Origin of the sequence: Roseinatronobacter monicus (assembly GCF_006716865.1) — a bacterium.
Classification (GTDB): domain Bacteria; phylum Pseudomonadota; class Alphaproteobacteria; order Rhodobacterales; family Rhodobacteraceae; genus Roseinatronobacter; species Roseinatronobacter monicus.
In genome coordinates this window covers 2,724,684-2,737,975 of sequence record NZ_VFPT01000001.1, presented here as the reverse complement: position 1 = coordinate 2,737,975, position 13,292 = coordinate 2,724,684, and the positions used below count along the sequence as shown (strand labels likewise).

The following is a 13,292-nucleotide window of genomic DNA, read 5'->3' as shown; positions in this document are numbered from 1 at the left end:
GTTCACTATATGTTCTATCGCACATGGGCACGCATAACAAACGCTAATTGAGCCATACTAAAACACGCATGGCGGCGGGGCGCTGGCTGCGGGTCATTGAACATGCCACGCCAGATGGCGGGCGCGTGGCGATGGAAGTCGACATCACCGAACTGAAAGAGGCAGAGCGCAGGCAGGCAGATATCATCCACGGCGCGCAAGCCGGAACATGGGAATGGAACCTTGTGACCGGCGTCAACCTTGTGAACCCGCGCTGGGCCGAGATGGTGGGGTATACGCTGTCAGAGCTTGGGACGAATGATATTCAGGTTTGGCGCAGGCTGGTCCATCCGGACGATCTTGCTGCCGCAGAAGCGAAACTGGCGCAGGTTTTTTCCAGAGAGATTGATCGCTTTGAGTATGAACTGCGCATGCGCCACAAACAGGGGCATTGGGTCTGGGTGTTGTCGCGGGGCCGTGTTGCGCGCTGGTCGCCCGAAGGGGCACCGGAAATCATGGCCGGTGTGCATATTGATATCACAGCCCTCAAGCGGGTCGAGGAACGGCTGGAGCAGATTATCGACGCGGCGTCTGCGGGCACATGGGAATATGATCTTGCAACTGGCGCGCAACATGTGAACGACCGTTGGGCAGAGATGCTGGGATATAGCCGTGCGGAGCTGTCAGACAGCCCGGATTTCGGGTTCAGAGCGCTTTTGCATCCGTCAGATTCGGCCATGCTTAACCAGCAGCAAAGGGATGCGGTGTTGATGGGCTGCGACAGTTTCGGCAATGAGATCCGCATGCGACATAAACAGGGGCATTGGGTCTGGATATTGTCGCGCGGGCGCGTAATTGCGCGCGACGACAGGGGGGCGGCCCGCAAGCTGGCGGGCATACATCTAGATATTACGGAGCGAAAACACCTTGAATCGCAACTGGTGGTCGAGCGTGATTACCTTTCTCGATTGATGGACACCTCTGCATCAGGGATTGCTGCTTTGGATGCCCAGGGCCGGATAATCTTCGCCAACCGCGAGGCAGAGCGCATCCTCGGGCGCAGCGCCAGAGAAATGCAAGGTATGACCTACGATGTCGCGAACTGGAAGATCGAGGCGCTGGATGGTGGCCCGTTTGATACGAATGATCTGCCCTTTGCACGCGCGATTACAGAACAGCAGATTGTGCGCAATGTCCGCTTCTCGATCATCCGGCCCGACGGGATGCGCCGTGTCTTGTCTGTCAATGCCGCCCCGATCAGTACCGAGGGTCTGGAAGTGCGGGTCGTCGTCTCCATCAGCGACATTACCGAACAAGCCGCCGCCGAAAATGAATTGCGCGTTGCAGCCCGTCAGGCAGAGGCCGCGAACCGCGCCAAATCCCACTTTCTGGCCAATATGAGTCATGAAATCCGTACACCGCTGAATGGTGTTCTGGGGATGGCGCAAATTCTAGAGGGTGAACTGAATGAGCCCGCCCACAAGCATATGTTGGGCATCATCCGCGATTCCGGTCAAACGCTGCTAAGCATTCTGAATGACTTGCTGGATATGTCCAAGATCGAGGCTGGCAAGCTAATCCTTGAGGAGGTGGCCTTCGCTCCGGTTGATATTCTGACCCGTGTCGAGAGTATGCACAAGCTTGCAGCCGTGGAAAAAGGGCTGAGTTTCGACCTACGCCTTGGAAAAGATGCGCATTTGCCCCGCTGCGGTGATCCAAACCGCCTGAGCCAGATCCTGCATAATCTGGTCAGCAATGCCGTTAAATTCACAGAGCATGGCGGTGTCACTGTGACGCTATCGGCAAGTTGCGAAGACAGTGTAGATATTTCGGTGCAAGATACCGGCATTGGAATGACGCCGGAACAACAGACGCGGATGTTCGATGATTTCGAGCAGGCCGACGGAACAGTCACGCGGCGCTTTGGAGGCACGGGACTGGGCATGGCAATTGTGCGGCGGCTGATCGGCCTTATGGAGGGCGAGATCACAGTGGAAAGTGCCTTGGGGCGCGGAACGACGGTGCATATTGCGCTGCCGCTGTCGCGCGCGTCGCATTCCTCGGAAAAAGACCCTGCGACAGTCACGCGCGCCCTGACCGGAATGCGGGTGCTGATCGCAGACGACAATGCGACCAACCTGCTGATCCTGAAAACCATGCTGTCCAGTCTGGGGGTCACATCGGTATCGGTCAGCGATGGCCGCGCCGCGGTCGAGGCGTGGGAACCGGGCCGGTTCGATGCCATTTTGCTGGATATTTCCATGCCGGAACTGGACGGGATCAGCGCATTGGCCCAAATTCGCGCGCGCGCCGATGCACAAGGTGTCGCCATGACCCCTGCGCTGGCTGTGTCGGCGAATGCCATGACGCATCAGGTGGCCGAATATATTGCCGCAGGGTTCACGTCGCATATTGCCAAACCTTTCAAGCGCGCCGATCTGGAAGCGGGCTTGTCTGCAATCGCCTTGCAGCGCGCATGACGTGGCGCGCCGCGCTTGTCGCGGTCTTGTGAAGGGCGCGATTGAAACTTTGCGTCACAACCCACGTATCCATGTGTAATATTTTCTCAAGGTTTGGAGGTAACATGGCCCTGACACGCAGAGTTTTCCTGACAGGTTCCGCGACGACACTTGGAGCGGGTGCACTTATCCCTTCCATTGCAAGCGCCAATAGCGTGGCTTTCGACAATGACTGGGACCATCTGACATTCCGGCGTCTGACCCCCAACCGGTTCGAGTTGCGCCAAAGCTCGCTGACTGTCATCTCGGAGGGGGCCTCGTCTATTCTCTACCGTATTCTGCCTGCGGGTTTGCGTGACCAGACAAGTGCAAGCTGGTCATGGGAAGTGGAAAGCTCTGCGCCGCCGTCGGACCTGTCGCAGATCGGCAATGATGACAGGAATCTGGGCGTTTTCTTTGTCAGTATGCCCGAACAGGATGCAGCCGGTGTGCGCGAAGGCTCTAGCATCGCGCGGCTGTTGCGCAACCGCTCGGCACGGGTGTTGATGTATACGTGGGGCGGCAATCAGGCACCGGGCACCGTTGTGCCCAGCCCACATGCGCCGGACCGTCTGCGCAATCTGATTACACGGCGGCCTGAAACCGGGCGCTTTTCTGAATCGGTCGATCTGACCCGTGATTTTCCGCGCGTGTTCAATACGCCTTTGGAAAAGCTGGTTGCGGTTGCCGTGTCATCCAACAGCGAAAACACACCAACGCGCGTGGTCGCGCATGTGCGCAATCTGACGCTTGGGTGACGGCAGGATCACCTGCCCTGCGCTTTGGGGGCAACCTGTGCGCGGTTGCGCCACGCGTACAGCACCCAAGGCACGGCCCCAAGCAGGGCCGCGCAGGCGATTGCGGCACCAAACACGATGCTGGCCGCAACGGCTGTTTGCGCGCCAATGCCCACAACGGGCCACAAAAGCGCCGCCGCCCCTTCGCGCAGGCCCCACCCGTTTAGCGTGACCGGCACCAGCATCACCATCAGCGTGACCGGCAGCACAAAGATCGCCACCTCAAACGGCAGGGCCACCCCGACTGCCCGCGCTGCCGCCCAGAACCCTAGCAGGTTGCATGTCAGAATGGCCGCGCTCAGCCCCAGTTGCGCGCGCCAGACCTGCGGCGCAAACCATGCGCGCTGCACGGCGTCCAGCAGCTTTGGCATTACCCGCCCCAGCGCATAGGACAGGGCTCCCAACGCGCCCATCCCGCCCAGCAGTGCAAGCCCAATCAGCGGGCCATACCACAGGCCCAGCCCGACCGCCGCAATCGCGGCCAGCGCGATCTGGCCCGCAAGCCGTTCAATCACCACAGTTGCCGCCGCCATCTGCCAGCCGCGCAAATGGCGCATCCGCAAGACGCGCCCCAGATCGCCCAGCACGCCACCGGGCAGAAACGTGTTCACCAGAACAGACAGCCCATATTCACTAAGCGCCAGACTGCGTGACAGCCCCAAATCAAGCGCCTGCGCCGTGACGCGCCAACGCAAGGCAGAAAGCGGGATTTGCACCGCCAGAGATAGGCAGGCCAGCATGAACCACGGCCCCGACATGCCCTGCAAATCGGTAAAGATATCGCCTGCACCGATTTGCCAGAACACAGCCGCAATCAACGCGAGTGAGGCAAGCGCGCGCAACAGAACCTTGACGCGTGCGCTCATGGTATGGTCGTGCTCAGCCGCTCCAGCAACAGATCGCGCAAGGCGTCCATGCGCAGGGCGGGCAGGTCGGGCGCAGGCTGCATCCCCGCGCTCCAGCCGATTTCGGCAAAGCGGTTGACCAGATCATCCGGCCCGATGATATGCACCGGCACATCATACCCCTGCACACCGGACACAAAACGCGCAGGCTCGTGATCGCCCAACATGACGATCAGCGGCGGGTCATCGGCATGGCGCGCGGCCCATGCCCCCACCGCTTGCAGGCTGTAGTCTATCGCCAAGCGGAACTGGTCGCGCACGCGGTCATGGTCGCGCCAGACAACCTCTGGCGGATCGCCTGACAAGGCCCATTGGTTGAAGATGGTGCCATCGCCAATCTCGTCCCACTCCACCAATTCGGGGATCGGTACCCAAGGCGCGTGGGAGGAAACAAGTGCCACCTGCGCCACTTGCGCATCGCGGTCCGGCTGGTCACGCTCCAGCCTGTCCAGCGCGTGCAGGGTGAACTGGTCAGGCATTGTTACCCAGTTGAACGGCTCACCCTCATAGCCCAGATCGGCGGCATTATAGATCGCATCAAAGCCGAAATAACCTCCTTCGGGCCACGGAAAAATATGCGCAGGCTTGATCGCAACTGTGCGCAAACCGGACTGTTGTGCGAAATGGAACAGGGTCTTGCGCGGGCTGGCCAGCAGCGCGCGGTAGCGCCCTTGGGTATTCAGCCACATGCCCGAAGCAACCGAACCATGCGCAAGCCAGCTTTGCCCGCCGACCATCGGCGCTGTGGCCCAGCCTGACCGCATGGACAGGCCACGGCCGCTCAAATCGTCCTCAATCTCTTGCAGGGTGCTTGTGTGGGTTGGAACATATAGCGGGTTCTCGAAGCTGGACCGCCCATAGCTTTCGACATAAACGATAATCAGATCGCGCCCGTCCAGCAGGTCCAGCAAGGGGCCAGCCCCGCGCATCGGGTCTTGCAGCGCGGCCTCTCGAAAACTTGCCAGATCGGCGCGGGTGTCACGAAATTGCTCGACCCGTTCAACCGCAACCCGCGCGGTAAAGGCCGCTCCGGGCAGATTGGCGCGCACAGGTTCTGGCAGGCTCCATGCGCGTCGGGCCTGTCCGATTTCGGCCACGGCTAGGGCAACGGTCGGCACCAGTGCGATAGCTGCAACAAATTGGCCCATGCGACCAGCAGGCAGCGCCGCCCAGACCCCCATCGCCCACCACAGGGCCGCGACCAGCGCCACAAACCCGACCAGCACGCCAAACACTGCCAGCCCCGCCAGCGGCAGGCCGACACTGCCTTGCAGCAATGTCCAGCCCGCATGGACAAGGCTCAGGTCCACCAGCAGGTTAAAGCCCCGGTTGAAGGCGATGAATGTGCCGAAATCGGCCAGCTTCAACAGCACGATCAACGCCAGTGCCGCGACCAACACTATGCGCAAGGCGACCCCGACCGCACTGCGCCCAAACAGGACCAGCACGGCCAGAAGGGCGGGCAGTTCCAGCGGAAACATCCGCAATGCGCCCCATGTCATCGCCTGCGGATGGTTGGGCTGGATCAGCACCAGAAACAGGATCAAAGTTGCGATCAGATAGCGCGCCAGTGTCATTGGCGTTGGCCTTTCTGGCCCAGCAGCCAGCGAATATCGACCGCAAAGGACAACACCATCGCCAATAGAAGCGCGCCTGCGATCAGGCTTGATACGGGCGGCTGGACAAGCGGCGCCAGCAGCGCCACCTGCACACTCATCTGCATGGCCGCCATTGCCTTGCGCCAATACGCATCGGGCAGGGGCGCGCGCAACGCAGGCCAGACCATGCTTGCCGCCAGAAATGCGGGTCGCAACAGCCCAAGTGCGACAAACCACAACCCGACCTTGTCTGCCTGCCACGCCAGCAAGGCCAGCACCAGCGCAAAGGCCACATCTGATTCCACGTCAAACCGCGCCCCGAAATCCGAGCGAAGCCCGCTGCGCCGCGCAAGCCACCCATCCAGCCCGTCCAGCGCAAGTGTCAGGCCAGCAAGAACCACCAGCAGCCATCCCAGACCGATCAGGGCGTGGGGAACAAAGATCAGACCGGCGAGAATGCAGATGCCTGCGCCGCGCGTGACCGTCACCACATTGCACAGCCCCAGCCGGTCATGCGGATACGCGCCCCGCGATAGCCCCATCAATACACCCATACTGCCCAGCCCCAAAAGCGTTGCCGTGGCCATGGCGGCGTCTTTTGGCATGGTCGAGCCGCCAAGCTCTGCAAGATTATAACTCAGCCATGTCGCCATTGGAACAAGCACAACCAAGGTGCCAAGCGCTTGTACCATGACAGAGCGCTGCGCCACTGTGGGCGCCAATTTGGAAGGGGATTGCGGGTTCAACATCGCTGTGATCTTAGTGCCTGCGCCCAAAGGTCAATCGAATTTGCACCAAACACACGAATTGATGATCGCCATGCGACCTTGCCTTGCCCGCAGAAGCACTATTATCAGGCTGAAATCTTTTGCTTGAGCGGATAGACACATGAGCGCCGACGCGATCAGACCAGTTAAATACGCAAGTTTTACGCGACTTTTGCATTGGGTCACCGCACTTATGGTCGTGGGCATGATCCCGATCGGGGTAATCATGCAGCAAGACGGGCTGGAAAGGGCCACGCAGGATTTCATGTTCATTCTGCACAAGAATGGCGGTGTGATCTTGTTGGTGCTTGTTCTGGCGCGCCTGCTCTGGCGCAGCGTGACCCCCGCCCCGCCGCCGCCCGCGCATTTGCCGCATTGGCAGGTGAAGGCAGCGTTCACGGTGCAATGGGGGCTGTATCTGATGTTGCTGGTGATGGCGATCAGCGGGTATGTCCGTGTGCGCGCAGGCGGTTTTCCGATCGAGATGCTTGATGCGTTGAATGTGCCCAGTTTCGTGCCGCAATCCGACCCGCTGGCGGAAACAGCGCAGACCATTCACTCCAACGCGCGGTTTGTGCTGGTTGCGCTGATCCTTGTGCATGTGGGCGCAGCGCTGCGCCATGCTTTTGCGCGTGACGGAGTTTTTAGCCGCATCTGGCCGCCTGTGGGGCGCGGATGAGACACGCGCTTACCCGCGCGCGCCTGCGGCACATCTACGTGACCACAGGCCTGACAGCCGCGCTGGGCGTGTTGTTGTTGAACGGGCTTGATCTGGGAGCCACGCATCCTGCGTTGTCGGCGCTTGTGCTCGTCTTGTTTGTGATCAACAGCTATATGCTGATCTCGGCTGCGGGTGTCACCGTGGTCGGGTTGGCGCGCGCGCCTTCGCGCGATGTCACCACGCCCCCCCCGCCCGAGGATCGCTGCGCGGTCTTGTGGTTGCTATGTGGCGAGCCGCCAGAGCCTGTTGCGCTGCGCGCCGCAGCCTTGCGCGGCGCGCTTGACCGCGCGGGCCAAGGCGCGCGCACGCAGATTTTCGTTCTGTCCGACACAACCGAGCCAGAGGCTGTGGCCCGTGAACAGGCCGCGTTCAGGGGCATGGACGGGCTGTTGATCTATCGCAGGCGGACGCAAGCGAAGGGCCGTAAACCGGGCAATCTTCAGGATTGGCTGACGGTTTATGGCGCGGATTTCGACACGATGCTGGTGCTGGATGCCGATAGCGGCTTCAGCAATGAACGCTTGGCACAGTTGCGCCAACGGATGGCCGCAGACCCCAAGCTGGGGCTGGTCCAGTCTGGTATCAGCCTGCGTCCAGCAGCCACACGGTTTGGTCAGATGCAGCGCCTGTCATCGCGCCTGTCGGGGCCGGTCTTTGCCAATGGCCTGTCGCGCCTTAGCGGGGATGCGGGCAATTACTGGGGGCATAACGCCTTGTTGCGGGTGCGTGCCTTTGAACAGGTGGCCAATTTGCCCGACCTGTCGGGGCCACCGCCCTTTGGCGGGCCGGTCCTGAGCCATGACTTCATCGAGGCGGCCTATCTGCGCCGCGCAGGCTGGAAGATTGTCATAGACGCCGATCATCGCGGCAGTTTCGAGGATGCGCCTGAAACACTGGCCGCACATCTGCGCCGTGACCGTCGCTGGGCGCAAGGCAATCTGCAACATCTGCGCATGATCGGGGCGGCAGGGCTGCACCCCTCCAGCCGCCTGCATCTGCTGGCGGGCATTCAATCCTATCTCTCGGCGCCGATCTGGTTGTTGCTGGTGGTCATGACCGGCTCTGGCGCGGTCCATGCCACGGCAGGAGTCATTTTCCCGCTGCTCGGGGTCTTGATCGCGCTTCTGGTGCCGAAACTGGTTGCTGTTCTTGCCCGCCGCGATCTGTGGCGGCATCACTGGCGGCGCGGAATTATGATGCGTGCCCTGTGGACCGAACTGGCGCTGACAACCCTATTCGCGCCCATCAGCATGGTGCGCCGGACCGGATTTGTGGTAGCGGTTCTGATGGGGCGGGCGCAAGGGTGGGTGCCTTCGGGTCTGGCAGTGCGCACCCCGCGTCTGCAAGGCATGGCGGAATCGTTGGTCGGGCTGGTCATCGTGGCGATGGTAACCTTGCCGCAAGCGTTGATCAGTTCGCTTTCGGCGGCGCAGATGTCGGGGCTTCTGGTCATGCCCGTCGCGTTCCCGCTGCTGTTCGCGCCGCTGCTCTATCGCTGGTTTGACCGCGTGGGTGGGTGCAATGCGGTGGCCGCCTATTACGACGCCAGCACGCGGCGGTTCCTGAATGTCGGCGGCAGTGGTGCCGCCCTTGCCATTCATCGCCCGCTTTGGGCCGAGGGGGTCAGCACCATCGAGCAGGCCTCGCACCATGTCAACGATCTGATTGCCGACGCCGCAGAGGGGGCGCTGGGCCATCCGCCACGCTCGGTACGCGATATGGGATGCGGGGTTGGGGGCAGTGTGTTTCACCTCGCACAGCGCTGGCCGGATGCGGATCTGTGCGGCATTACGATCAGCGAAGAACAGGTGCAGATCGCGCAGCACGTGGCGACAGAGCGGGGGCTTGCACAGCGCTGCCGTTTCATCCGCTCGGATTTCACTCTGCCCATGACCTTGCCGGGGGCAGAGCTGGTTATTGCGGTTGAAAGCCATGTCCATGCCCGCAGTGCTGCGCAGTTTCTTGCAGCCGCGCAGCGCCATGTGCTGCCGGACGGGGTGTTGATCGTTGTGGATGACATGCTGGCCCTGCCGCCCAATGCGCTGTCGGACCCCGACGCCGCACGGCTGGAGGCGTTTCGCAGGGGCTGGCGGCTGGGTCACGTGCCTGCGCGCAGCAGTCTGCTGGATGCGGCACGAGAAATCGGCTTTGACGCAGTCCAAAGCCTTGATCTGACCCCGTTGTTGAAACTGGACCGCCTGCGCGACCACGCGCTGCGCTTTGTCGGCCCCGTGGCAGACCGGCTGGGGCTGGCGCAGGTTCCGCTATTTGGCAACATGATTGGCGGCAATGCGCTGACCGAAGGTTATCGTGCCGGTGTGATGTGCTACAGCTTTGTGGTGTTGCAGCGCCGTGGGCTAGCAAGTCATGTGCGCCTTGATCATGCCGATGCTGCATCTGGGATACCGGCATGATGACACGTCGCGCGCTACTGGCGATGAGTGCGGCAATGCTGCCATCCCTCACTCTCGGGCTACGTCCGGCAAAAGCCACGGCAAGTGACCTGTCCCACCCTGAGGGGGTGATCGCGGCCGCCCGCGCGCTTGCGCAATCCCCTTATCAGCCCCAAGGCGGCACATTGGCACCGCCATTCGACGGGTTGGATTATGACAGCTATCGCGGCGTCACGCCGAAAGAAGGCAAGGCCGCCGCCCTTGCGCTGGGTGACAATTACCGTGCAGACCTGTTGCCGCCGGGGTGGCTGTTTCCTGACCCCGTCTCAGTCGATTTGCCGGGGCATGATATCGATTTCTCAGCCGATTTATTCGCTTTTGATGAACGGCTTGTCACGCCCCCCGATGCGCCGGTCGATTATTCTGATATGGGTTTTTCAGGGTTGCGGTTGCGCACGCGCCTGAATGCGCCAGATCGGTGGGATGATGTGTTGGTGCTGCAAGGGGCCAGCTATTTCCGCGCCTTGGCGCAAGACACGGTATATGGGCTGTCGGCGCGCGCTTTGTCCTTGGGGACGGGCGGAACTGCGCCTGAGGAGTTTCCGGTTACACGCCATATCTCGGTTTTCGCGGCGGACGCGGATTTGTCCTTCGGCTGCCTGATCGACAGCCCGCGTGCCAGTGCTGCTCTGATTGCGACCTTGCGACCGGGGCGCGAAACGGTGATGGACTGCGCGCTGCACCTGTTCGCGCGGCAAGAGATACCGGATGCCGGTATTGCGCCGCTGACGTCGATGTTTCAGCATAATGACCTTGGTCCCGCCCGCATCGATGACTTCCGGCCTGCTGTGCATGATAGTGATGTGCTGGTCATCGACAATGGCGCGGGCGAGCGGTTGTGGCGGCCCCTCGCCAATCCGGCTGCGGTTCAGGTGTCTGCTTTCGCGGATGAGGGCGTGCGCGGGTTTGGCCTGCTGCAAGCCCCGGTAGAATTTGAGCGCTACCGCGACGCAGAAGCCGCCTATCACCGCCGCCCATCAGGGTGGGTCACGCCGCAAGGCGACTGGGGGCAGGGGGCCGTCATGCTGCTGGAAATCCCGACGGAAAACGAGTTTGCGGACAATATCGTGGCGTTCTGGCGTCCGGCGGCCCCCCTTGCACCCGGTGCGCATCGGTTTGACTATCGGCTAAGTTGGCTTGCCCCCGCGACTGTCAATCTGCCTGCCGCGCCACAAGACTTTGCGCTCACCCCCGTGCACAGCGCCTCTGGGGTGGAGCCGAATGCGCGGCAGGGGCGTCTGTTTGTTGTGGATTTCCAGCTTGATCCGGCGGCACAGGCCGATATCGGGGAATTGGCCGGGGCGCTGGTTCTGGATATGACCTCAGGCTCCGGGGCCGAGATGGGCGACGCCGCGATCTATCCGCTTGCTGGGGCAACGGATGTTTTGCGCACCAGTTTCCTGCTGACGCCAGAGGCAGACACCGCCAGCGCTGAATTGCGCTTGCAGTTGCGCGACAGCGCGGGCGCTGCGGTATCACCTGTCTGGCTGTATCGGTGGACCCGCACGTCAGAGGGCGGGATCTGAGGGCGTTTGCCAGCCGGTAAACTACCCGATCTGTTGCAGCTTTTCAGATGTGGTGTTGGGCAATGACTGCGTTTCATCCGCAGGGGTGACGTCAAATTCGCGCACTCCCAGCGGGGCCACCGAAAACCGCAGCATGGCCCATGTGCCGCCCGCCGCGCCATTGCGCAATGTCAGTTCACCGTCAAGCGTGGTGGCAAACTGGCTGGCAACCGACAGGCCAAGGCTGTCGGTCTGTGCCAGATCAAAATCATCCGGCAGGCCGGGGCCATTATCGCGCAACTCCAGGCTGGCAAGTACCGCGCCTGTGTCTCCATCTGGTTCGGAACGAAGCGTGACCTGAATGGAAATTTCGCGGTCAAAGCCCGCGCCATGCTCGATCGAGTTCATCATCAATTCGCTGGCAATAAGGCCCAGTGGCACCGCCACATCATTGGGCACAACCAGTCTGCTGGCCTGTATCGACAGATCCACCGGCTTTTCCAGCTCTGCGACATCCAGCGTGTCTTGCAACACTTCGCGCAAATACTCGGCCACATCGACACTTTGCATATCGACGGAATGCAGGCGGCGTTGCAGGCGCGAGATCGACTTGATCCGCGCTTGCGACGCCGACAGGGCGCGGCGCGCGCCATCATCTTTTGTTTTGGCAGTTTGCAGCCGCAACAGGGCGACAATCGTTGCCAGATTGTTGGACACGCGGTGCTGCAATTCCGAGAACATAAGACTGCGCGAATGCGCCAGCCCATTTGCCCGAACGCGCGAGACATTCAACTCGCGCAGCGCCCAGACTGCTGCCGAAACAAACAGCACATCTGTGGTCGTAATCAGCACATAAAACCCGATTGCCAGAAGCGTGCCACTGGTCAGCCCGAATTGCCCCGCAGGTTCCAAAAACCAGAACCACGCGATGAAGCCACAAACGACCGCGACCGCGATTCCACACCGGATCGAGGCAAAGATCAGTGTCAGCATCACCGCAGGAAAGAATGTCAGAAACGGAAAGCCCGCTGGCAATACGCCATCGAGGCCAAAGCGCAACGCGGTGGCGATGGTCACGGCACACAGGCTGAAGACAAGCTGATACCGCAAGCTGCGCTGCGCCATCAGCGCCGAGCTCAGCCCATTCATGAACCGTTTGAATAATCCGCCATTGTTGAGGGAGGTTGAGTTCGTGTCGAAAAGCAAGCGGCGCCCCGTTCTTAAAACAGACAATATTCCAGTGCGAGGACCGCATGCGCATTCTCTGCTTACGGTTGTAAAGTATGTGACGCAGTCTGAACCCAGTGGCAAGCGCTTTGTACCAGTGTCGTAGCGACACTTTAATTTCTGGCGAAATACCGCTTCTTTGAGGGCAGTTCGCCGCGCCGATGCCCGATCACAGCCCGTGTCGTGCAAGATTTACATTTGCGGCGCAATCGCGCTGTCAGGGACATCAGATAATTCGCCCATGTCGCGCCGCAGTCGGAACCCTGCGCTGGCCAGTGCGTTATAGATATTGAACACGTCTCGTACATAAGGAGATTTTGATGACCTGTGCTGTATGCCGGTGCCCGTTCTAAGGCGCAACCACAAGACACCTACACATAATTGCAAGCGGCGCGCCACCATCCCTGCGCGCCATAGGAGAGACCATGTCACGACAAACCACCGATAAATCCCAGAGCAATTCCCAATCCGCCGCAAGCGCGAAAGCGGCGCAGGCCAAAGACAATGCCGCGCGCACCGCGCAGGATGTCGAGGAATTGGCAGAACTGACCTATGACGAGTTGCGCGAGCAGCTTGAATTGGTGAAATCCGATCTTGCCGAACTGACCTCTGCCGTGAAGCGGGCAGGACAGAACACCGCGCGCCACGCTGCACAATCTGCCCGTCGCCGGGGCCGCAAGGCATATGAAACAGCCGAAGACGGGTATGAATACGCAGCCGATCAGGTTGAAGAGGCCCTTGGCACGGCGGAAGATTTCGCAAAAGACCGCCCGGCCGTTGCTTTGGGCATTGCGGCAGGCGCGGGCTTCCTTCTGGCCATGCTCATGTCGCGGCGCTGATGC

The 13,292-nt window shown here is 61.1% G+C and carries 10 protein-coding genes; 6 read left to right on the top strand and 4 right to left on the bottom strand.

Features of this window, described 5'->3' with window-relative positions:
- Positions 1–47: 47 nt before the first annotated feature.
- Both BD293_RS13040 and BD293_RS13035 read left to right on the top strand, forming a co-directional pair.
- Entirely contained in the window at positions 48–2,459 is a 2,412-nt protein-coding gene (locus BD293_RS13040) for a PAS domain S-box protein (RefSeq protein ID WP_142082407.1), read from the top strand.
- 104 nt (positions 2,460–2,563) lie between these two features.
- Positions 2,564–3,235: a DUF3047 domain-containing protein gene (locus BD293_RS13035; protein WP_246086296.1), complete on the top strand. Its 672-nt coding sequence runs from the start codon at positions 2,564–2,566 to the stop codon at positions 3,233–3,235.
- 8 nt (positions 3,236–3,243) lie between these two features.
- Here the strand turns inward: BD293_RS13035 and BD293_RS13030 are convergent, their stop codons facing one another.
- The 3 genes from BD293_RS13030 to BD293_RS13020 are packed head-to-tail and all read right to left on the bottom strand — an operon-like array spanning position 3,244 to position 6,469.
- Entirely contained in the window at positions 3,244–4,140 is an 897-nt protein-coding gene (locus BD293_RS13030) for a lysylphosphatidylglycerol synthase transmembrane domain-containing protein (protein ID WP_142082404.1), read from the bottom strand.
- On the bottom strand, positions 4,137–5,756 hold the full coding sequence (locus tag BD293_RS13025; protein ID WP_211841026.1) for a sulfatase-like hydrolase/transferase: 1,620 nt from the start codon (positions 5,754–5,756) through the stop codon (positions 4,137–4,139). Before BD293_RS13025 ends, BD293_RS13030 begins: the two co-directional genes overlap by 4 nt.
- On the bottom strand, positions 5,753–6,469 hold the full coding sequence (locus BD293_RS13020; RefSeq protein WP_246086295.1) for a CDP-alcohol phosphatidyltransferase family protein: 717 nt from the start codon (positions 6,467–6,469) through the stop codon (positions 5,753–5,755). The genes BD293_RS13025 and BD293_RS13020 overlap by 4 nt, the downstream gene beginning before the upstream one ends.
- 196 nt (positions 6,470–6,665) lie before the next feature.
- Here BD293_RS13020 and BD293_RS13015 point away from each other — a divergent pair, with 196 nt between their 5' ends.
- From BD293_RS13015 to BD293_RS13005, 3 genes are read left to right on the top strand one after another with little or no spacing between them, the layout of a single operon-like run.
- A complete protein-coding gene (locus BD293_RS13015; protein ID WP_142082402.1) occupies positions 6,666–7,223 on the top strand; it encodes a cytochrome b in 558 nt (185 codons plus the stop codon).
- Complete coding sequence (mdoH, locus tag BD293_RS13010; protein ID WP_142082400.1) at positions 7,220–9,679, top strand: glucans biosynthesis glucosyltransferase MdoH; 2,460 nt, start codon at positions 7,220–7,222, stop codon at positions 9,677–9,679. The genes BD293_RS13015 and mdoH overlap by 4 nt, the downstream gene beginning before the upstream one ends.
- Complete coding sequence (locus tag BD293_RS13005; protein WP_246086294.1) at positions 9,676–11,244, top strand: glucan biosynthesis protein; 1,569 nt, start codon at positions 9,676–9,678, stop codon at positions 11,242–11,244. The genes mdoH and BD293_RS13005 overlap by 4 nt, the downstream gene beginning before the upstream one ends.
- A 21-nt stretch (positions 11,245–11,265) precedes the next feature.
- On the opposite strand, the gene BD293_RS13000 is transcribed toward BD293_RS13005, so the two are convergent.
- Positions 11,266–12,372: a sensor histidine kinase gene (locus BD293_RS13000; RefSeq protein ID WP_142082398.1), complete on the bottom strand. Its 1,107-nt coding sequence runs from the start codon at positions 12,370–12,372 to the stop codon at positions 11,266–11,268.
- Positions 12,373–12,875: 503 nt separating this feature from the next.
- Here BD293_RS13000 and BD293_RS12995 point away from each other — a divergent pair.
- On the top strand, positions 12,876–13,289 hold the full coding sequence (locus BD293_RS12995; RefSeq protein ID WP_142082397.1) for an ElaB/YgaM/YqjD family protein: 414 nt from the start codon (positions 12,876–12,878) through the stop codon (positions 13,287–13,289).
- Positions 13,290–13,292 lie beyond the last annotated feature (3 nt).

Coding starts and splice junctions, on each gene's coding strand:
- BD293_RS13035 (WP_246086296.1), top strand. CDS start 2,564: ATGGCCCTGACACGCAGAGTTTTCCTGACAGGTTCCGCGACGACACTT.
- BD293_RS13030 (WP_142082404.1), bottom strand. CDS start 4,140: ATGAGCGCACGCGTCAAGGTTCTGTTGCGCGCGCTTGCCTCACTCGCG.
- BD293_RS13025 (WP_211841026.1), bottom strand. CDS start 5,756: ATGACACTGGCGCGCTATCTGATCGCAACTTTGATCCTGTTTCTGGTG.
- BD293_RS13020 (WP_246086295.1), bottom strand. CDS start 6,469: ATGGTACAAGCGCTTGGCACCTTGGTTGTGCTTGTTCCAATGGCGACA.
- BD293_RS13015 (WP_142082402.1), top strand. CDS start 6,666: ATGAGCGCCGACGCGATCAGACCAGTTAAATACGCAAGTTTTACGCGA.
- mdoH (WP_142082400.1), top strand. CDS start 7,220: ATGAGACACGCGCTTACCCGCGCGCGCCTGCGGCACATCTACGTGACC.
- BD293_RS13005 (WP_246086294.1), top strand. CDS start 9,676: ATGATGACACGTCGCGCGCTACTGGCGATGAGTGCGGCAATGCTGCCA.
- BD293_RS13000 (WP_142082398.1), bottom strand. CDS start 12,372: ATGAATGGGCTGAGCTCGGCGCTGATGGCGCAGCGCAGCTTGCGGTAT.
- BD293_RS12995 (WP_142082397.1), top strand. CDS start 12,876: ATGTCACGACAAACCACCGATAAATCCCAGAGCAATTCCCAATCCGCC.